The sequence below is a fragment of the Rhodobacter sp. NTK016B genome (assembly GCF_017303295.1).
Lineage (GTDB): Bacteria > Pseudomonadota > Alphaproteobacteria > Rhodobacterales > Rhodobacteraceae > Pararhodobacter.
The window spans coordinates 150182-170507 of the sequence record NZ_JAFKOK010000008.1 but is presented as its reverse complement, the minus strand read 5'-3'; the positions used below and the strand labels follow the sequence as shown (position 1 = coordinate 170507).

Below are 20326 nucleotides of genomic sequence, written 5' to 3'. Positions count from 1 at the left end.
CGACATGACCGAGACGCGCGCCGAAATCCGGCTTCCTACCAGCGAGTTGCGCAACGACCTTCCGTTCTACACCAAGACGCTGGGGTTCCGGCTGGACATGATCTATCCCGCCGACGATCCTTCGGTCGCGGTGCTTTCGGGCCACGGTCTGCGGGTCCGGATCGAGAAGGGGGCGCCCGAATCGCCCGGCACGCTGCGGCTGCTGACGGATGATCCGGCGCTGCTGGGCGGCGCGCGCGAACAGACCGCGCCCAACGGCACACGGATCGAGATTGACGAGCTGAACCCGCCGCTGGTCATGCCGAAGACCGATCACGCCTTCGTCGTGCGGCGGCTGGCCGATCAGGCGCCGTGGGTGATCGGGCGCGCGGGCATGCAATACCGCGATCTGGTGCCGACCCGGCTGGGTGGGGCGATGATCGCAAGCCATATCCGCATCCCCGACGGCGGCCCGGTGCCGGACATGGTGCATTACCACAAGGTCGGCTTTCAGCTGATCTTCTGCGTCAATGGCTGGGTCGACGTCCTTTACGAAGATCAGGGCGGGATGCGCCGACTCAACGCGGGCGACTGCTTCATCCAGCCGCCCGAGATCCGGCACCGCGTCTGCGAGGCTTCGGACGGGATCGAGGTGATCGAGATCGGCGTTCCGGCCGACCACGTGACCGAGATCGACCATGCGATGACCCTGCCCACGCCCGATTACCGCCCCGAGCGCGAATGGCAGGGGCAGAAATTCGTTCACAATATCGGCGCCGAGGCTGCGTTCCATTCGTTCCGTCTTCCGGGGTTCGAGGCCCGTGATACCACGATCGACGAAAGCACGCGCGGGGTTGCGTCGGTGATGGTGGCGCGGCCCGATGGCACGCCCACCGCCTGGACGCGGCACGAAGGTGATATCCTGTTCACCTATGTGATGAGTGGGAGAATGGTGCTGGAAGGCGAGGGCAAGGAGCCCTTCGCGCTGGAGCCGGGCGATGCTTTCGTGATCCCGCCGGGGATGGCCACGCGCTATGGCGAGGTCTCGGATGATCTGCAATTGCTGGAAGTGACGCTGCCGGGCAACCCCAAGACCGAGATCCTGACTGCCGCGCCCTGACCTGTGCCCCGACGTATGCCCTGACCCGTGGGCGCGCCTTGGCGGGGTGACGCCGGGGCTGCTCTGGCAGCCCTTGCATCGCCCCGCGCGCTGGGCAAAGCTGGATCAATTGGTCAATTCAGCACAGGCTCAGCCATGTCCCTTTCCGAGGCCGCCATCGCCATCCAGAAGATGGCCTATGTTCCCTATTCTAACTTCAAGGTGGGCGCGGCGATCCGGGCGGCCTCAGGGGCAGTCTATTCGGGCTGCAATGTCGAGAATGTCGCCTATCCGCAGGGCACCTGCGCCGAGGCGGGGGCGATTGCAGCTATGGTGGCCGGGGGCGATACCAAGATTGCCGAGGTGGTCGTGGTCGCCGATTCCACCGATCCGACCCCGCCCTGTGGCGGCTGCCGCCAGAAACTGCGCGAATTCGCCGGGCCCGACGTCAAGGTGACGATGCTGACGCTCGACGGGAAGTCGCTGACGATGACAATGGAGGCGTTGCTGCCCGGCGCCTTTACGCTGTCGCATATGGACCGCGCCTGATGGATGCCGGGGCGCCAGACGCCCGCTCGGTCATCGAGGCGGTGCGCGACGGCCGGGCCGGGCCCGAGCACCTGACATGGTTCGCGCGCGGCCTTGCCAGCGGTCGCGTCACCGATGCGCAGGCCGGGGCTTTCGCCATGGCGGTGTTGCTGCGCGGCCTGACCGAAGAGAGCCGGGTCGCGCTGACACGGGCGATGCGCGATACCGGCGACGTGCTGCGCTGGGACCTGCCGGGCCCGGTGGTCGACAAGCATTCGACCGGCGGCGTGGGGGATTCCATCAGCCTGCTGCTGGCCCCGGCTTTGGCCAGTTGCGGGGCTTATGTGCCGATGGTCTCGGGGCGCGGGCTGGGCCATACCGGTGGCACGCTGGACAAGCTCGAAGCGATCCCCGGCTTTACCGTGGATGTCAGCGAGCCGCGGCTGCGCGCGCTGATGCACGAGACCCGCTGCGCGATCGTCAGCGCCTCGGACCGGCTGGCCCCCGCCGACAAGCGGCTCTACGCGATCCGCGATGTGACGGGAACGGTCGAGAGCCTCGATCTGATCACCGCCTCGATCCTGTCGAAGAAACTGGCCGCCGGGCTGGGGGCGCTGGTTCTCGACGTCAAGGTCGGCTCGGGCGCCTTTCTTCCCGACGCCGAGCAGGCCCGCGCGCTCGCGCGGTCGCTGGTCGATACGGCGAACGGCGCAGGGTGTCGCACCACGGCGCTGATCACCGACATGGACCGCCCGCTGGGCCTGACCGCCGGCAACGCGGTCGAGGTGGCCGAGGTGATGGATACGCTGACCGGGCGCGCGCCTACGTCCCGTTTGCTTGAGCTGACCTGCGCGCTGGGTGGCGAGGCGCTGGTGCTGGCACGGCTGGCGCGCGACGCTACGCAGGGCGCGGAGAAAATCCGCGCGGTGCTGGAAGACGGGCGCGCCGCCGAATGCTTCGGCGAGATGGTCGCCGCGCAGGGCGGCCCCGCCGATTTCGTCACCGCCTATGACCGGCATCTGCCCAAGGCGCCGGTAATCCGCGACGTGCCCGCGCGCGGCACCGGTCCCGTCGCCGCCATCGACACCCGCGCGGTGGGCGTGGCGGTGGTGCATCTGGGCGGCGGGCGGCTCAAGGGGGGCGACAGCATCGATCCGCGCGTAGGGTTCACGGACCTTGCCGAGCCGGGCGCCAGGGTCGGCCCCGGCGCGCCGCTCGCCCGTGTGCACGCCGCCGACAAGGCCAGCGCCGAGGCCGCCATCGCGGCCCTGCAGGCGGCCTACCGGCTGGGCGATGCGCCCCAACCCGTCGCGCTTGTGCAGGAGCATGTGACATGACCCGTGCCTTTCTCATCGTGCTGGATTCCGTGGGCTGCGGCGGCGCGCCCGACGCGGACCAGTTCTTCAATGCAGGCGCGCCCGATACCGGCGCCAACACGCTGGGCCATATCGCGCAGGCCTGTGCTGAAGGACGCGCCGAAGACGGGCGCAGCGGCCCGTTGCACCTGCCGACGCTCGACGCGCTGGGGCTGGGGCGTGTGATCACGCTGGCCTCGGGGCTGGACGCGCCGGGGTTGGGCGCCGCGCCGCAGGGCCGTTGGGGGGCTGCGACCGAAATCTCGCGCGGAAAGGACACGCCGTCCGGGCATTGGGAACTGGCGGGGGTGCCGGTTCCGTGGGACTGGACGTATTTCCCCAAGACCGAGCCCGCTTTCGATGACGAGTTGGTCGCAAAGGTCTGCCAATTGGCGGGGACCGAGGGGATCTTGGGCAATTGCCATGCCTCGGGCATCCCGATCATGGAGCGGCTGGGCGAAGAGCATCTGCGCACCGGCTGGCCGATTTGCTACACCTCGGCCGACAGCGTGTTCCAGATCGCCGCGCATGAAAAGGCGTTCGGGCTGGAGCGCTTGCTCAGGCTTTGCGAGGATCTCGCGCCGTTCCTGCATGCCCGCAAGGTGGGCCGCGTCATCGCCCGGCCGTTCATAGGCACGCCCGGCGCCTTCAAGCGCACCGGCAACCGCCGCGACTATGCGATCGAACCGCCCGAACCCGCGCTGATGGACTGGGCGCAGGCGGACGGACGGGTTGTCCATGCGGTTGGCAAGATCGGTGACATTTTCAGCCATCGCGGCGTGAGCCATCTGCACAAGGGCAAGAGCGACGCGGATCTGGTCGACCACATGCTGCGGCTTGCGGATGAGGCCGAGGACGGCTCGCTCACCTTCGTGAACCTTGTCGAGTTCGACAGCCTCTACGGCCATCCGCGCGACGTGTCGGGTTACGCCCGCGCGCTGGAAAGCTTCGACGCGCAGGCCGCCGCGTTTCTGGACAAGCTCGGTCCTGGCGACATCGCGCTCTTCACCGCCGATCATGGTAACGATCCCACGTGGCGGGGCACCGATCATACGCGCGAACGCGTGCCCGTGCTGGTGCATGGCGCGGGCGCGGGCGAGATCGGGCTGTGCGCCTTCACCGATATCGCGGCCTCGGTCGCCACGCATCTGGGCCTGTCGCAGACCGGCCCGGGCCAGTCCTTTCTGTAACGGAGCGTCCCGTGAGCGAGTTGATTGATCCCGCCCTGCCCAAGGTCGAACTGCACCTGCATCTCGAAGGCGGCGCGCCGCCCGCTTTCATCCGCGGGCTGGCGAAAGAGAAGGGCCTCGATATCGCGGGCATCTTCGCCGAGGACGGTGGCTACGATTACCGCGATTTCTGGCATTTCCTTGAAGTCTACGAAGCGGCGACCTCGACCCTGCAATCGCCCGAGGATTTCCGCCGCCTCGTGCTGGCCGTGCTGGAAGAGCGGGCCGAGGACGGCGTGATCTATGCCGAAACCTTCGTCTCGCCCGATTTTTGCGGCGGCGGCGATCTGGGGGCATGGCGCGAATACCTGCACGCGATCGAGGAAGCTGCCGAGCAGGCGCAGAACACGATGGGTATCACGCTGAAGGGCGTGGTGACCTGCATCCGCCATTTCGGCCCTGAAAAGGCCCGTCCCATCGCCCTGTGCGCGGCGGAAACCAAAGGGGATTTCATCACCGGCTTCGGCATCGCGGGCGATGAGAAGATGCACCACCCCAAGGATTTCGCCTGGGCCTTCGACTGCGCGCGCGAAGCGGGGCTGCGCCTGACCGCCCATGCCGGCGAATGGGGCGGCGCGCAATCGGTCCGCGATGCGCTCGACCATCTGCGGCCCGAGCGGATCGGCCACGGCGTACAGGCGATCGACGATCTGGCGCTGGTCGACCGGCTGGCCGAGGACGGCATCGTGCTTGAAGTCTGCCCCGGCTCGAACGTGTTCTTGGGCGTCTATCCCAGCTTCCGCGACCATCCCGTCGACCGTCTGCGCGAACGCGAGGTCAAGATCACCCTGTCGACCGACGATCCGCCCTTTTTCCGCACCGCCCTGGTGCAGGAATACGAGACGCTGGCGCAGACCTTCGGCTGGACAGAGGCGGATTTCCGGGCCATCAACGCGGACGCCGCGCGCGCGGCCTTTTGCGACGAGGCCACGCGCTCCAGAATCCTGTCCATGATCGAGGGCCGCGCATGACCGATACCGCCACCATTCCCCACCTCACGGTCGTCACCCATCCGCTGGTGCAGCACAAGCTGTCGATCATGCGCGACAAGGCGACCTCGACGTCGAAATTCCGCCAGCTTCTGCGCGAGATCTCGATGCTGCTGGCCTATGAGGCCACGCGCGAACTGCCGACCGCCAGCGTCAAGATCGACACGCCGATCTGCGAAATGGACGCGCCGATGCTTCAGGGCCGGAAAATGGCGCTGGTGTCGATCCTGCGCGCGGGCAACGGGCTGCTGGACGGCGTGCTGGAGCTGATCCCGGCGGCGCGGGTAGGGTTCGTGGGGCTCTACCGCGACCCGGAAACGCTGCAGCCGGTCGAATATTACTGCAAGCTGCCCTCGGAACTGGAAGAACGCTGGACGGTCGTGGTCGATCCGATGCTGGCCACGGGGAATTCCTCGGCGGCGGCTGTCGATCTGCTGAAGGCGGCGGGTGCCAAGCATATCGTTTTCATGTGCCTTCTGGCCGCACCCGAAGGCGTGAAGCGGATGAAAGAGGCCCATCCCGACGTTCGCATCGTCACCGCCGCGCTGGACGAATGCCTTAACGATCACGGCTATATCGTGCCGGGGCTGGGCGATGCCGGGGACCGGATGTTCGGCACCAAATAAGGGGCCGGTTGCGGAACAATTCTCAACCTCTTGAGGTTTGTCCACAGCAGAAGTGCGTGGGCAGGCCGCTTGTCCCTTTACTCGGACGAATCACCAAGGCATCCTTCGGGCCAAGGTAACAGGGGGTCAAAGATGGTTACCAGATTGCTTTCGACGCCATGGCTTTCAGCAATGGTGCTGCTGACCGCCGTCGCGGCAGGAAGCGTTCAGGCGCAATCCGGGCGAGTTCCGGCGGAATTGCCCGGCGCCGATTACACCGGCACGCAATACATCGATTCCAACGGCTGCGTCTTCGTCCGCGCCGGTTTTAACGGCAGCGTAAGCTGGGTGCCGCGTTTCGACGCGAACCGTCAGCCGATGTGCGGCTATGCGCCCACCAATGGCGGCCCGGCCCCGGTTGCCGATGCCGCGCAGGCGCCCGCCGCCACGACCACGACCCCCACGGCGCCGGTTCAAGCCGCCGCCGGGCGCCCCGCCCCGCCCCCCGTGACGATCGCCGCGCCGGAAGGCACGACCTCGCGCGTGCGGGTGCGCACCGCGACCAGCGTCATGGCCACCACCCCCAGCCAGACGCCCAGCTATCCGGCCGCCTCGCGCTCGCGCGCTGCGGCTCGGGCCGCCGCCGCCACGCCGCCGCGCATCAATGTGCCGGTGGTGGTGCCGTCCGATACGGCCGTGCAGGGGCGGCGCTATCGCAGCGACTGGGCGGCTTGGGACGGGCTGAATCCGCGCCGGGGCGCGCCGGGTTATGGCCATGTCATGGGCCGCGACCGCGATTCGCGCTGGCAGGACGCCTATCTGCATGGCCAGCTTGCGACCAACCCGACCGGCTATGTCCCGCGCCCCTCGGCACCCGAGCCGGTCGCGGCGCAAGCGCGGGCCGCCGCCGTTCCTACCGCTGCCGTCCCGACCGCCGCAGCCCGTCCAGCGCAGCCGGCCTCGGGCGGACGGATGACGGCAGGGCAATACGTGCAGGTCGGCACCTATGGTCAGCAATCCAACGCGCAGCTTGCCATCGGCCATCTGCGTTCCAGCGGGTTTCCCGTGGCGCTGGGCCGCGCGGTGTCAGGCGGGTCGGAATACCAGATCGTGCTGGCCGGGCCGTTCAACTCGCCCGGGCAGCTGAACGCGGCTTTGCAGCACGCGCGCGCGATGGGCTATTCGGACGCCTTCATCCGGTAAACGCACACCGCTACTCAACGATGAACGAAGCCGCAGGCCGCGTCAGCGCGCGGTCTGCCATTCGGGCAGCGGGAACAGCCGGTCATAGGCCCAGTTGAAGACCAGCGCGTACAGCATGTAGAAAACCGCGAAGGACACGTCCATCACCAGCGCGTGCCACAGCGAGATGCCCAGATACCACGCGATGAAGGGCATCAGCACGATCAGCAGCCCGATTTCGAACAGCACGGCATGCAGCACCCGCGCGGGGCCCGTCTTCAGCGTCGTGCCGCGCATCCGGCGCAGGGTCAGGTCGAACAGCAGGTTGTAGAGCATGTTCCACAGCGTCGCGAGCGTGGCCGCGACGATGCCCACGACGCCGATATCCTGCATCGGCATGCCAAAGGCAAACGAGCCCAGCGGGATCATCACCAGAAGGGCGATGAGTTCGAAACTGAGCGCATGGCGGAGTCGGTCGAGCGGAGAGCGCATGGCAACCTCGGGATTAGCCGCCGGGTCGTCCCGGCCATCTGGTCCTTCGGCGGCCCGGCAGGCGCTTGGCGGCCGGGCGTCCAACAGGGGAGGTCGTCCTCACGCCGGGTCCTATGCCATCAGGGCGACGCGGTTTCAACCCTGCGCTACGGGGCTCAATGCGCGCAAATCGCCTGTACCTGCAGCCATTCGCCGTCGCTCAGAAGCGGAGCATCGCGGAACGGGCGCTGTTCCATCGCGTTCAGGGCCTGCGCCACGTTCTGCCGCTCGGCAGGCAGCGAGGCGGCATAGGGCAGGGGCGAGAGCGCTTCGGTCCGGAACCACTGTCCGATCGCGTCGGGATCGGGCTCGGCCGGGGCCTGCGTCAGCCGCGCGCTGGCATAGCCGCGCAGCGCGTCGTCGGGCAGGGCGCCCGTGGTCAGCAGGCCCGCCGTGGCGCCGGTTCCGGCATAGTGCAACACGTCGAGCAGCGGGTCGCTGCGCTCGGCTTCCTGCGCCTCGGCCAGAATCCAGCCCGCCAGCGCCTCGGGGCTGTCGAGCCGGGCGATCAGCCCTTCGCCCAGCACGATCAGCCGTCCGGGCAGATGCGCGGCCTGCGCGCCGGGCAGGCCCGCCACGACCATCACCCGCCAATCCGAGCCCAGCACGAGGTTGCGCAGCGTCGCCATCGCCTGCCGTCCCTCGGGATCGGCGCAGATCCGTTCGCCGGCCGGGCTCTCGACCATCGCGTTCAGCGCATCGCGCCCGATCTGCGCCCGCGCGGCGGGGGGGACGATGGCGGCGGTGCGGGTGACCAGAACGCGGGGCAGCATCGCCAGCCCGATCAGCAGAGCCAGCACCGCAACAGCCGCCACCGCCATGCGCAGCCGGGCGAAACCCCGTCGCGGGCTGAGCGCGGCGCGGATGGTATCGAGCGCCTCGATCAGCAGCGCATCGTCCAGTTCCAGAGTTTCGCCGGTATCGTCGGTCAGGGGGGCAAAGATCGCGGGTTTCTGTCCGCGCGTGAGGCGCTGCACCGCCGGCAGGGACCAATGGCTGAGCGGCGCGCCGCTTTTGCCATCGGCGATGACGAGGCTGGCATTGCCGAGCGACACGACGACGTCGCGCCGCTGGGCCTCGGGCCCCGCCCGCCAGACACCCGACCCTTCGAGCCGGGCGTATTTCTCAAGCGCCGTCATGCCTCAACTACCGCCCGTGGTTTTTATGAATTCGGGTCGCGGCCAGTTTAACCGAGCGCGGGGTTTGGCGCCAGAGGCTGTCCGGTTTGCCCCCGTTACATCGTCTTGGCCAGCGCGCGAAGCTCGAATTTCTGGATCTTCCCGGTCGAGGTCTTGGGCAGCTCGTAGAAAATCACCCGCTTGGGCGTCTTGAACCCGGCCAGACGCTCTCGGCAGAAGGCGATAAGCTCGGCCTCGGTGGCCTCGGTTCCCGCTTTCAGTTCGACGAAAGCACAGGGCACCTCGCCCCATTTGTCGTCGGGCTTGGCCACCACGGCGCAAAGCGACACGGCGGGGTGATGCGCCAGCGCGCCCTCGACCTCGACGGAACTGACATTCTCGCCGCCCGAGATGATGATGTCCTTCGAGCGGTCGGCGATCTTGATATAGCCGTCCTCGTGCATGTAGGCGATGTCGCCCGAGTGGAAATAGCCGCCTCTGAACGCCTCGCGCGTGGCTTCGGGATTGCGGAAATAGCCCTTCATCACGCCGTTGCCGCGATGCATGATTTCGCCCAGTGCCACGCCGTCGCGTGCCACCGGCTGCATCCCGTCGCCCAGCACGGTGATTTCCTCCATGAACGGCATCTTGACCCCGGTGCGCGCCTTGACTGCGGACCGCTGATCCTGCGGCAGGGCGTCGAAGCCTTCGTGCCATGTGCATTCGGTGGCGGGGCCGTAGGTCTCGGTCAGGCCGTAGACCTGCGTGACGTTGAAGCCCAGCGGCTCGATTGCCGCCAGCGTGGCGGCGGGGGGCGGGGCCCCGGCGGTAAAGACCTCGACCACATGATCGAAGGGCCGCCGCTCTTCGTCCTTCGCGCCAATGATGGTGTTCAGAACGATGGGCGCGCCGCCGAAATGGGTGGCGCCCTCGTCGGCGATGGCCTGATAGATGCCCCCGGCGGTGATCTCGCGCAGGCAGATGATCGCGCCGCCCAGAGCGGGGATCATCCACGGATGGCACCAAGCGTTGCAATGGAACATCGGCACGATGGTCAGGTAGCGCGGGTAAAGCGTCATGCGCCAGCTGATCGGCTGCGACATCGTCGACAAATAGGCGCCGCGATGGTGATAGACGACGCCCTTTGGCCGCCCGGTGGTGCCGCTGGTATAGTTCAGCGCCAGCGATTCCCATTCGTCCTGCGGCATTATCCACGCGAACCCATCGTCGCCCGAGGCGATCAGGTCCTCATAGACCATGTGCCGCCCGCTGGGCGCGATGCCAGCCTGAGGATCCGGCACCTCGACGATCTTCGGACCGCCGCCGATGATGATGCAGGCCCGCTCGACCAGTTCCACCAGCGCGCTGTCGACGATCGCCACCTTGGCGCCGCCATGTTCAAGGATATAGGCGACCGTATCCAGATCGAGCCGGGTATTGATCGAATTCAGGACCGCGCCCGCGACAGGCACGCCGAAATGCGCCTCGGCATGGGCGGGGACGTTGGGCAGAAGGACCGCGACGACATGGCCGGGCTCGACCCCCAGCTTTGCCAGCCCCGAAGCCAGCTTCGTCACCCGCTGATGGTACTGCGCATAGGTCCAGCGCTCGGTCCCGTAGACCAGCGCTTCGCGCGTGGCGAACAGGTCGGCGGCGCGGTTGAGATGTGACAGCGGCGTCAGCGGCACATAGTTTGCGGCGCATTTCTCCAGCCCGGATTCATCGGCCAACCATCCCATTCGTCGCACTCCCTCGCTGACGCTCCCTTCGGGCCATATTGGCGACAAGTGGGGCGCTGGGGAAGGGGCTGCGATGCGTCGCACTGTTCACGGGGCGCGGGCGGAAATGCCTGAATATTGACGCAATTGGTCCGCGTATTTGCCATCGCCACCGGGTTTTCTGTCAGTTCGAAGCAACCCCCGCTTCATCAGGGAGGGAACGGCCATGCCGAAGCATCTCATCGATCGCAAGAACGCCGCACACGGGCAGCCACCGGCGCGGACCGTGCCGGGAACGCGCGTGGTACGCGACGAAGCGCTTGCGCTGGCGGGTGGGCTGATCGCGGGGACGCGGGTTGCCACCGATATGGGCTGGCTGCCGGTGGAAGAGTTGCGCGCGGGCGACCGGGTCGCAACCTTTGATAACGGGATGCGGCCAGTGCGGGCGGTGCATGTCTCAAGCCTGCATACCGATGTCGCGGGCGCGCCGCGCGGGGTCTGGCCGCTGGCACTGCCGGCCGGCGCGCTGGGCAACCGCTCGGCGCTGCGGGTACTGCCCGGCCAGCCGATCCTGATCGAATCGGATGCCGCCGAGACGCTCTATGGCGACGCCTTCACCCTTGTGTCGGCGGCGGTGCTGGACGGCCATAACGGCATCGCGCCGGTCGAGCCCGAGAGCGAAATTTCCATCGTCACGCTGGAATTCGACGGGGACGAGGTGATCTATGTCGACGGCACGCTGCTGGCGCAATGCGGCGCCGACGGAGCCCGTCACGACAATTATCCGCGCCTGTCCGAAGCGCAGGGCCGTCAGCTGATCGCGACGATGCCTTCGGCGCATCATCCGCAGGGCTGACCCGCGCGCCGCTGGCCGGACATGAAGCCGGACATGAAAACGCCCGCCCCGTTCCCGGGGCGGGCGTTCGCGTTTCTCACCGTCCGGGGATCAGGCCGCGACCTGAACCCGGTTCTTGCCGTAGAAGGTCTGCCCCTTGGCCGCCATGTCGCGCAGAAGCTGCGGGCATTTGAACCGCGCGCCGAATTTGGCTTCCAGCGAGTCGCAGATCGCGACCGCCTTCTCGGCACCGATGATGTCCAGCCAGCCGAACGGACCGCCCGACCATGGCGCGAAGCCCCAGCCAAGGATCGCGCCCACATCGCCTTCGCGGATGTCTTCCAGCACGCCCTCTTCCAGCGCGCGGACCGCTTCGAGCACCTGCGCCATCATCAGGCGGTTCTGCACGTCCTCAAGATCGGCGCCTTCCACCGTCGGGTATTTCTCGTTGAACCCGGTCCAGTAACCCTGACGCTTGCCGCTTTCGTCGTAGTCGAAGAACCCGGCCTTGGACTTGCGGCCCAGACGGCCCTCGTCGACCATCCAGAACACCACTTCGTCGACGGCGTCATCGGGGTAGTCGTTGCCCATTGCCGCCTTGGTGGCCTTGGCGATCTTGGCGCCCAGATCCAGCGAGGTTTCGTCGACCAGCGTGATCGGCCCCACCGGGAAGCCCAGAAGCTTCGCGGCGTGATCGACCATCGGCAGCGGCGTGCCTTCCGAGGCCAGACGCATCCCTTCGTTGATATAGGGGATGATGCAGCGGTTGGCGTAGAAGAAGCGCGCGTCGTTGACGACGATCGGCGTCTTGCGGATCTGGCGCACGTAGTCCAGCGCCTTGGCCACCGCGCGGTCGCCGGTTTTCGCGCCCTTGATGATCTCGACCAGCAGCATCTTGTCGACGGGCGAGAAGAAGTGGATGCCGATGAATTGCTCGGGCCGCTTCGACGCGGTGGCGAGCGAGGTGATCGGCAGGGTCGAGGTATTCGACGCGAAGATCGCGGTGTCGGGGATCACCGCTTCGGCCTGCGCGGTCACATCGGCCTTGACCTTGGGATCTTCGAACACGGCTTCCACGATCAGATCGCAGCCTTCCAGATCAGCGTAATCCGTGGTTGTGGTGATCTTCGACAGCAGCGCCTGTTTCTTCTCTTCGGTCGAACGCCCGCGCTTGATCGCCTTGTCGAGGATGCCCGCCGAATAGGCTTTGCCCTTCTCGGCCGACTCGAGCGACGCGTCGAGCAGCACCACCTCGATGCCCGCCTTGGCCGAGACATAGGCGATGCCCGCGCCCATCATGCCCGCCCCCAGAACGCCAACTTTCGAGACCTTCTCGTCGGGGACGTCAGGCCGGTTCGCGCCTTTTTCCAGCGCGCCCTTGTTGACGAAGAGCGAGCGGATCATCGCCGTGGAGGACGGGTTCATCAGCACATGGGTGAAATAGCGCGCCTCGATCTTCAGCGCGGTATCGAAGGGCACCTGCATGCCTTCATAGACCGCCGACAGCAGCGCCTTGGCCGCCGGATAGACGCCCCATGTCTGCGAATGCACCATCACCGAGGCGCCGACAAAGGTCGGGAAGCCCGGTGCCGAATAGGGCGCACCGCCGGGGATCTTGTAGCCTTTGGTGTCCCACGGTTTGACCAGATCGGCATCCTTGGCGGCCAGCACCCATGCCTTGGCTTCGGCCAGCAGATCGCCGGGCGCGACGACCTCGTCGATCACACCGGCTTTCTTCGCCTTGTCGGGGCTGTTGGTCTTGCCTTCCAGAAGCAGCGGAGCGGCGGCCATCGCGCCCAGCTTCCAGGCCAGCCGCGTGGTGCCCCCGGCGCCGGGGAAGATGCCGACCTTGATCTCGGGCAAGCCGATCTGCGCCTTGGGGTTCTCGGCGGCGAAGATGCGGTGACAGGCCAGCGGGATTTCCAGCCCGATGCCCATCGCCGTACCGGGCAGCGCGGCGGCGGTGGGCTTGCCGCCCTTCTGCGTCTTGCGGTCCATGCCCGCCAGCTCGATCTTCCGCAGCAGCGCATGCATCGACATGATGCCGTCGAACACGCCCTGCGCCGGGTTGTCGCCCGCGCTGTCGCGCATCGAACCCAGGATGTTCAGATCCATGCCGCCGGCGAAATCGGGTTTGCCCGAGGTGATGACGATGCCTTTGACGGCGTCATCCGCATGAGCCTTGTCGATCGCCGCCTCAAGCTCGCGCAGGCCGTCGAAGGACAGGACGTTCATCGACTTCTCGGGCACGTCCCAGGTGATGACGGCCACGCCGTCGCTGTCCATGTCGTAATGGAATTCGGTCATTGCTTGTCTCCCTGCGGCAGATCGCGCGGGCCGTCCCAGGCGCTGCCGTCGTGATAGGTGAAGCGGGCGGTGCCGCCCTCGATATGGATTTTCATGTCGACCTCGGTATAGGTCGCGACCTCGACATCGGCTTTCGCCCCGACCACCAGAAACGACGCCCGCGCCGCGCTGCGGTTGACGAAGCGATGCCCCACGGCCTCGCCTGCCTTCCACGCCGCGCAATCGCCCGGTCGCATGACGGTCTCGCCGGTATCCTCGGACAGGATCAGCTCGCCCGTCAGCACCATGGCGAATTCATCCTCACGCAGATGCCAGTGACGCAGCGAGGCCACAGCGCCGGGTTCGAGATACACGATGTTCACCCCGAACTGCGTCAGCCCCGCAGCCTGTCCCAGCCGGTGCGACGAGCGCCCGGCCATCTGGCTGTTATAGGGCTCGGGATAGACCGAGCCCGTCTTCAGCGGTGCGCTGTCGATGTCGAGCTTCGGCATCAGACCCGCTCGATGATCGTGGCTGCCCCCATGCCCGAGCCGATGCAGAGCGTGGCAAGGCCGGTGCCCTTGCCGGTACGCTCCAGCTCGTCCAGCAGCGTGCCGAGGATGATTGCGCCCGTCGCGCCCAGCGGGTGGCCCATGGCAATCGAGCCGCCGTTCACGTTGACCTTGTCATGGTCGACGCCGAAGGCCTGCTCGAAGCGCAACACGACGCTTGCGAAAGCCTCGTTCACCTCGAACAGGTCGAGATCCGAAATCGCCATGCCGCTCTCGCGCAGAATCTTCTCGGTCACCGGGACAGGGCCCGTCAGCATGATGGTCGGATCGGTGCCGATCTTCGCCGTGGCGCGGATGCGTGCGCGGGGCTTCAGACCGTATTTCTCGCCGAATTCCTTGTTGCCGATCAGAATCGCGGCAGCGCCATCGACGATGCCCGACGAGTTGCCGGCATGGTGGATGTGGTTCACGCGCTCCAGCTCGGGGTATTTCATCAGCGCGATCTTGTCGAAGCCGGGCATGACCTCGCCCATATCCTTGAAGGACGGCTTCAGCGATCCCAGCGACTGCATGTCGGTGCCCGGCCGCATGTATTCGTCGCGGTCGAGGATCGTCAGCCCGTTGATGTCCTTGACCGGCACCACCGTCTTGTCGAACCGGCCCTCTTCCCACGCCTTGGCGGCGCGCTTCTGGCTCTCGACCGCCATCGCATCGGCCATGTCACGGGTGAAGCCGTACTTGGTGGCGATGATGTCGGCGCTGATGCCCTGTGGGACGAAGTAATTGTCGAAGGCAATCTGCGGGTCGACGGCGATGGCGCCGCCATCGGTGCCCATCGGCACGCGGCTCATGCATTCCACGCCGCCCGCGACATAGGCCATGCCCGCGCCGCCGCGCACCTGATTGGCGGCCATGTTCACGGCTTCCAGACCCGAGGCGCAGAACCGGTTGACGCTGACCCCCGGCACGCTCTCGGAATAATTCGAGGCCAGCACGGCGGTGCGCGCCAGACAGGCGCCTTGTTCGCCGATCTGGGTGACGTTGCCCCAGATCACGTCCTCGATCGCGCTGGTGTCCAGATCGTTGCGATCTTTCAGCGCATTGAGCGCGATGGCCGACAGCCGGGCGGCGGTGACCTCGTGCAGGGCGCCGTCCTTGCGGCCCTTGCCGCGCACCGTGCGCGCGGCGTCGTAGATATAGGCGTCGGTCATGAGATCCTCTCCTCAGGCCTTGACCCGGTCGGCAGGCGATCCGGGCATCATGTCGTAGGGATGTTTCCAGCCGGCCAGCCCCGAGATCCGGTCCAGCCAGCGGTCGATATGGGGCCAGTCCCCGCGGTCGAAACCGAAGGGCTCCGGGTAGTAGAGATAACCGCAACACGCGCAATCGGCGATGGTGACGTCACGACCGACGATCCAGTCGCGCCCCTCGAGATGCGCGTCGAGCGTGGCATAGGCGGCCTTCAGACGGCCCTGCATGAAGGCGATCACCTCGGCCGGGCGTTTGTCCTCGGGCAGGAAGTTCATCAGGAAGCGCGTCATGCCCGCCTGGCTGGAAAGCTTGTGATTGTCCCACAGGATCCAGCGCAGAACCTCGTCCTCTTCCCCCGGCGCGCCACCCAGCTTGCCGGTCGCTCTGGCGACATGCATCTGGATCGCGCCCGACTGGCTGAGAACCGTGTCGCCCTCGACCAGCAGCGGCACTTCGCCCATCACGTTGAGCTTGCGGTATTCCGGCGTGCGGGACTCGCCGCCGAAGAAATCGACATAGCGCGGCACCCAGTCGTATCCCGCCAGCGTCATGGTCAGCGCCGCCTTGTAGGCATTACCGGATTCTCCGAAGCAATAAAGCTGTGCCGTCATGGCGCGATCCTTTCTGACGTGGTGCGGGTGGCGCGGGTGGAAAGTGAGTATTTGAAGCAGAATGAAGGGGCGCGGTCAGGGTTTCTTAACCGTTCGCCCGCCAGACTTGTCACACGGTACAGGCTGGAGAGCCGATGACCGTGCAGACTGAAGCCACCCCGACCTGCCCGAGAGCCGCCGAAATGTTCGCCGGCACAGGCGGGGAGGGGTGTGCCCGTGTTCGCGGGATATCGTTCATTCTGCGTGAAATACTCGCAGGGGGTGCGGGGGGCGGCAGCCCCCCGCCCGGCCCAACGGGAGCGAGTGGATCGACAGATCCGCGAGCGACGGGCGGGAGCCCTCACAGCGACCTCCCGATCAGGTCCTTCATGATCTCGTTCGTGCCGCCATAGATCCGTTGCACCCGCGCATCGGTCCACATCTCGGCCACTGCGTATTCCTGCATGAAGCCATAGCCGCCATGCAGTTGCACGCATTCGTCGAGAACCTGCCACTGCAGGTCGGACAGCCAGTACTTGTTCATCGCCGCCATCTCGACCGTCAGCGCCCCCGTCAGATGGGCGCCGATGCACTGGTCGAGGAAGCTGCGCGCGACCACGGTGTTGGTCTTGCATTCCGCCAGTTTGAAGCGGGTGTTCTGGAAGTCGATGATCGGTTTGCCGAAGGCCTCGCGTTCCTTGCAATAGGCGATGGTGCGCTCGACCGCGCCTTCCATCGCGCCGACCGCGCCGACGCCGATGATCAGCCGTTCCTGCGGCAATTGCTGCATCATCTGGTAGAAGCCCTGCCCCTCGGCGCCGCCGAGGATGTTCTCGGGCGGAACCGGGACATTGTCGAAGAACAGCTCGGACGTATCGCCCGCCTTCAGTCCGACCTTGTCGAGATTGCGTCCGCGGGTGAAGCCTTCGGCGCCCTCGGTCTCGACCGCGACCAGCGACACGCCGCGCGCGCCCTGCGACGGATCGGTCTTGGCCGCGACAATCACCAGATCGGCATGCTGCCCATTGGTGATAAAGGTCTTGGCCCCGGTTACGCGGTAGACATTCCCGTCCTTCACTGCGCGCGTTTTCAGCCTCTGCACGTCGGAGCCGCCCGAGGGTTCGGTCATCGCCAGCGCGCCGACCATCTCGCCGGTGGCCATTTTCGGCAGCCAGCGCTTCTTCTGCTCTTCGGTGCCGTAGGCGAGGATGTAATGCGCAACGATGCCCGAATGGATGCCCGCGCCCCAGCTTGCGAGGTTGAGCCGGGCGGCTTCCATCAGGATCACCGCTTCGTGGCCGAAATCGCCGCCCGCGCCGCCGTACTCCTCAGGAATCGAGGCGCAGAGCAGGCCCATCTCACCCGCCTGGTTCCAGGTGTCGCGATCCATCTGGCCGTTCTGGCGCCAGCGGTCGAAATGCGGCGCCCATTTCTCGGAGATGAAACCGCGCGTCATCTCGGCCAGCATCTGGTGGTCGTCCTTCATCCAGGGCGACGGCAGGATCGGGAACGTCATCGGAAGGCCCCTCCCAAGGCTTCGGAATCGTTATTTCTTTCGGGCTTCCAGCTCGGAATTGAAGAGCCTGAGCCGATGCGTGAGATTGTCGTGATCGGTGACGCTGTCGAAATGTTCGAACAGGAAGGACAGCGCCTCGCCCTCGTCGAGACCGGCATCGCGCGCGAAGCGTTTCAGGCGGCGGTAGCCGTCCTCGCTCATGGCGACGGGAAAGCGGCGGGTCAGGCGCAGGCGTTTGGGCATCAGCTCTCCGGTGACTGGTGGCTGTGGATCCGCGCCGCGATCCCGGGCGGGGTGGGGGCGTCGGGCATCCCGGGCAGCCGGTCGAGCCAGTCCACCCGCGATTCCGACGCCGAATGGACCTGCGGCGCGAAGACGACGAGGCCCGGGACCAGCGTCCCCGCCATGATCTCGACCGTGTCGCCGCTGCGGTAATAGACCGGCGTGCCGCAGGTCGCGCAGAAGCCGCGCGTCGCGAGATCGGAAGACGCCCATTCCGCGGGCGTCCCCGTCCAGGTGATGCGTGTGGCGGGCACTTCGATCAGCGGGGCGAAGGCATTGCCGGTGGCGCGCTGGCACATGCGGCAATGGCAGAGACAATCCTTGGCCGGTCCCGCGCTCACCCGGTAGCGCACGGCGCCGCATTGGCAGCCGCCGCGAAAGTCCGGGTGATCGGTTCCGCCTGTCATCGCCTCTCCCCTCCCCGGGCTGCGTTCAGAACGCCTCGGCGTCCAGCGCCATAACGGGCTCGGCGCCCGACTGGATGCGCGCCAGATGCATCCCCGTGGCCGGAAGCTGCCGCGCCATATAGTAGCGGCCGGTTTTCAGCTTCGTCTCGTGGAACGTGGCGTCAGACGCACCGGCCTTCAAGGCCGCGTCCGAGGCCTTGGCCATCAGCGCCCACATGTAGCCCAGGCAGACATGCCCGAACATGTGCATGAAATCGGTCGAGCCCGCGAGCGCGGCATTGGGGTTCTTCATGCCGTTTTCCATGAAGAACATCATCGCCGTCTGCAGATCCTTCGACGCCGCCTTGAGCGGTTCGAGATAGCCGTCCTTCAGCGCCTCGTTCTCTGCGTTTTCCTTCAGGAAGCCTTTGATCAGCTCGAAGAAGGCCATGGCCGGCTTGCCGCCCTCGGCAGCCAGTTTGCGGCCCACGAGATCGAGCGCCTGCACGCCGTTCGCGCCCTCATAGATCATCGCGATGCGGGCGTCGCGGGCATATTGCGACATGCCCCATTCCTCGATGTAGCCGTGACCGCCATAGACCTGCTGCGCCTGAATGGTCATGTCGAAGCCCTTGTCGGTCAGGAACCCCTTGATGACCGGGGTCAGCAGCGAGATCAGCCCTTCGGCCTGGCTGTCATCCAGCCGGTGCGCGCGGTCGATCAGATGCGCGCCCCACAGCGTGAAGGCGCGGGCGCCTTCGACGAAGCTTTTCTGGTCCATCAGCATCCGGCGTATATCGGGATGCACGATCAGCGGATCGGCATTGCCGCCGGGGTTCTCGGTGCCGGTCACCGCACGGCCCTGCAGCCGGTCCTTGGCATAGGCCAGCGCGTTCTGATAGGCGATTTCGGCCTGCGCATAGCCTTGCAGGCCCACGCCCAGACGCGCCTCGTTCATCATCACGAACATCGCCCGCATCCCCTTGTGGAGATCGCCCACGAGGTATCCGGTCGCGCCGTCATAATTCATCACGCAGGTGGCGTTGCCGTGGATGCCCATCTTTTCTTCGATCTTGCCGACCGAGACGCCGTTGCGATCGCCGAGGCTGCCATCGTCCTTGACGATGAACTTGGGCACGATGAACAGCGAGATGCCCTTGGTGCCCTCGCCGCCGCCGGGCGCCTTGGCCAGCACCAGATGGATGACGTTTTCGGACATGTCGTGATCGCCCGCCGAGATGAAGATCTTCTGGCCGGTGATCTTGTAGCTGCCGTCGTCCTGCGGTTCGGCCTTGGTGCGGATGAGCCCCAGATCGGTGCCGCAATGCGGCTCGGTCAGGTTCATCGTGCCGGTCCATTCAAGGCTGGTCATCTTCGGCAGATAGGTCGTCTTCTGCGCGTCCGACCCGGCTGCAAGGATCGCGTTGATCGCGCCGTGGGTCAGGCCCTGATACATGTTGAAGGCCATGTTCGACGACACGAACAGCTCGCCCACGCCGGTGGCAAGGACATAGGGCAGGTTCTGTCCGCCGAATTCCTCGGGCAGGTCGAGCCCGTTCCAGCCGCCTTCCTTGATCTGCGCGAAGGCGTCCTTGAAGCCCGTGGGCGTATAGACCACACCGTTTTCCAGCCGGCAGCCTTCGGTATCGCCGACGGCGTTGAGGGGCGCGAGCACGCCTTCGGCCAGTTTGCCGGCTTCCTCGAGGATCGCCGCGGTGAAATCGGGCTCAAGCTCGTCATAGCCGGGGATTCCGGTTGCCGTGGCGTTGAGGACCTCGTGCAGCAGGAACTGCATGTCTTTGACGGGCGCGGTATAGGTCGGCATCGGTCTCTCCTCTGCGGGCTCGGGCGCCGCCTGACCGGGCGGGCCTGCAATCGTGAAATCTGGGCGCCGCCTATTCGGCGGCGGGTCGGAACGCGGCGAGCATTTCGGCGCCGTTCTCGAGCTGGCTTCTGAGCTCGTCGATCGCCTCGTTCAGCTCGTCGCGCTGACGCTCCATCTGCGCCAGCCGCTCGCGCGCGGCGACGATGGTACGTTCGAGCTGCTCTTCATTCGCGCCGCCCCGGTCGTAGAGATTGAGAAGCTGGCGCATCTCTTCCAGCGCGAAACCGAAGCGCTTGCCGCGCAGGATGAGCTTCAGCCGGCCGCGGTCGCTGCGGGTGTAGAGCCGTTTCTGGCCCTCGCGGAGGGGGCTGATCAGTTCTTTCGCTTCGTAGAACCGCAGCGTGCGCGGAGTGACGTCGAACGCCTCGCACATCTCGCGGATCGTCATCAGATCGTTGTCCATGGCATACCTCATCTCGCCGGAGACTTGGCCGGCGGGAGTCACATAGC

The 20326-nt window shown here is 66.4% G+C and carries 20 protein-coding genes; 8 read left to right on the top strand and 12 right to left on the bottom strand.

All coding sequences use genetic code 11. The features are described 5' to 3' along the window. Positions 1–4 precede the first annotated feature (4 nt). The 7 genes from JI664_RS12275 to JI664_RS12245 all read left to right on the top strand — a co-directional run bounded on the left by JI664_RS12275 (position 5) and on the right by JI664_RS12245 (position 6987). Positions 5–1099 carry a cupin domain-containing protein gene (locus JI664_RS12275; protein ID WP_207014010.1) on the top strand — a complete coding sequence of 365 codons (1095 nt, stop codon included), beginning with the start codon at positions 5–7 and terminating at the stop codon, positions 1097–1099. 135 nt (positions 1100–1234) lie between these two features. Continuing rightward, positions 1235–1627: a cytidine deaminase gene (locus JI664_RS12270; protein WP_207014009.1), complete on the top strand. Its 393-nt coding sequence runs from the start codon at positions 1235–1237 to the stop codon at positions 1625–1627. Further along, a complete protein-coding gene (locus JI664_RS12265; protein WP_207014008.1) occupies positions 1627–2943 on the top strand; it encodes a thymidine phosphorylase in 1317 nt (438 codons plus the stop codon). The genes JI664_RS12270 and JI664_RS12265 overlap by 1 nt, the downstream gene beginning before the upstream one ends. Further along, the gene (locus JI664_RS12260) at positions 2940–4151 is read left to right on the top strand and encodes a phosphopentomutase (RefSeq protein WP_207014007.1); all 1212 of its coding nucleotides are present in this window, start codon (positions 2940–2942) and stop codon (positions 4149–4151) included. The genes JI664_RS12265 and JI664_RS12260 overlap by 4 nt, the downstream gene beginning before the upstream one ends. Positions 4152–4162: 11 nt before the next feature. Further along, positions 4163–5161: an adenosine deaminase gene (locus tag JI664_RS12255; protein WP_207014006.1), complete on the top strand. Its 999-nt coding sequence runs from the start codon at positions 4163–4165 to the stop codon at positions 5159–5161. Further along, positions 5158–5805 (top strand): uracil phosphoribosyltransferase, encoded by a 648-nt coding sequence (gene upp, locus JI664_RS12250; RefSeq protein ID WP_207014004.1) that lies wholly within the window; start codon positions 5158–5160, stop codon positions 5803–5805. Before JI664_RS12255 ends, upp begins: the two co-directional genes overlap by 4 nt. Positions 5806–5937: 132 nt before the next feature. Then, on the top strand, positions 5938–6987 hold the full coding sequence (locus tag JI664_RS12245) for an SPOR domain-containing protein (protein WP_207014003.1): 1050 nt from the start codon (positions 5938–5940) through the stop codon (positions 6985–6987). Between the two features lie 42 nt (positions 6988–7029). Here JI664_RS12245 and JI664_RS12240 read toward each other — a convergent pair whose 3' ends face one another. The 3 genes from JI664_RS12240 to JI664_RS12230 form a co-directional block, all read right to left on the bottom strand. Then, positions 7030–7458 carry a PACE efflux transporter gene (locus JI664_RS12240; protein WP_207014002.1) on the bottom strand — a complete coding sequence of 143 codons (429 nt, stop codon included), beginning with the start codon at positions 7456–7458 and terminating at the stop codon, positions 7030–7032. A gap of 155 nt (positions 7459–7613) precedes the next feature. After that, entirely contained in the window at positions 7614–8636 is a 1023-nt protein-coding gene (locus JI664_RS12235; protein ID WP_207014000.1) for a hypothetical protein, read from the bottom strand. A gap of 95 nt (positions 8637–8731) precedes the next feature. Beyond that, entirely contained in the window at positions 8732–10354 is a 1623-nt protein-coding gene (locus JI664_RS12230) for an AMP-binding protein (protein WP_207013999.1), read from the bottom strand. A 205-nt stretch (positions 10355–10559) separates the two neighbouring features. Here JI664_RS12230 and JI664_RS12225 point away from each other — a divergent pair, with 205 nt between their 5' ends. Further along, entirely contained in the window at positions 10560–11189 is a 630-nt protein-coding gene (locus tag JI664_RS12225) for a Hint domain-containing protein (protein WP_207013995.1), read from the top strand. Positions 11190–11279: 90 nt separating this feature from the next. Here JI664_RS12225 and JI664_RS12220 read toward each other — a convergent pair whose 3' ends face one another. The 9 genes from JI664_RS12220 to JI664_RS12180 all read right to left on the bottom strand — a co-directional run bounded on the left by JI664_RS12220 (position 11280) and on the right by JI664_RS12180 (position 20279). Further along, on the bottom strand, positions 11280–13475 hold the full coding sequence (locus tag JI664_RS12220; RefSeq protein ID WP_207013994.1) for a 3-hydroxyacyl-CoA dehydrogenase NAD-binding domain-containing protein: 2196 nt from the start codon (positions 13473–13475) through the stop codon (positions 11280–11282). After that, positions 13472–13966, bottom strand: coding sequence for a cupin domain-containing protein (locus tag JI664_RS12215; RefSeq protein ID WP_207013993.1), 495 nt, complete (start codon positions 13964–13966; stop codon positions 13472–13474). The genes JI664_RS12220 and JI664_RS12215 overlap by 4 nt, the downstream gene beginning before the upstream one ends. After that, positions 13966–15177: an acetyl-CoA C-acetyltransferase gene (locus JI664_RS12210; protein ID WP_207013992.1), complete on the bottom strand. Its 1212-nt coding sequence runs from the start codon at positions 15175–15177 to the stop codon at positions 13966–13968. The genes JI664_RS12215 and JI664_RS12210 overlap by 1 nt, the downstream gene beginning before the upstream one ends. Positions 15178–15189: 12 nt before the next feature. Continuing rightward, positions 15190–15828 (bottom strand): glutathione S-transferase family protein, encoded by a 639-nt coding sequence (locus tag JI664_RS12205; RefSeq protein WP_207013991.1) that lies wholly within the window; start codon positions 15826–15828, stop codon positions 15190–15192. Positions 15829–16168: 340 nt separating this feature from the next. Next, positions 16169–17323 carry an acyl-CoA dehydrogenase family protein gene (locus JI664_RS12200; protein WP_286174065.1) on the bottom strand — a complete coding sequence of 385 codons (1155 nt, stop codon included), beginning with the start codon at positions 17321–17323 and terminating at the stop codon, positions 16169–16171. Positions 17324–17353: 30 nt separating this feature from the next. Then, positions 17354–17566: a hypothetical protein gene (locus JI664_RS12195; RefSeq protein WP_207013990.1), complete on the bottom strand. Its 213-nt coding sequence runs from the start codon at positions 17564–17566 to the stop codon at positions 17354–17356. Beyond that, complete coding sequence (locus JI664_RS12190; RefSeq protein WP_207013988.1) at positions 17566–18012, bottom strand: GFA family protein; 447 nt, start codon at positions 18010–18012, stop codon at positions 17566–17568. The genes JI664_RS12195 and JI664_RS12190 overlap by 1 nt, the downstream gene beginning before the upstream one ends. A 25-nt stretch (positions 18013–18037) precedes the next feature. Further along, positions 18038–19816 carry an acyl-CoA dehydrogenase C-terminal domain-containing protein gene (locus tag JI664_RS12185; protein ID WP_207013986.1) on the bottom strand — a complete coding sequence of 593 codons (1779 nt, stop codon included), beginning with the start codon at positions 19814–19816 and terminating at the stop codon, positions 18038–18040. Between the two features lie 70 nt (positions 19817–19886). Next, on the bottom strand, positions 19887–20279 hold the full coding sequence (locus JI664_RS12180) for a MerR family transcriptional regulator (protein WP_207013985.1): 393 nt from the start codon (positions 20277–20279) through the stop codon (positions 19887–19889). Positions 20280–20326 lie beyond the last annotated feature (47 nt).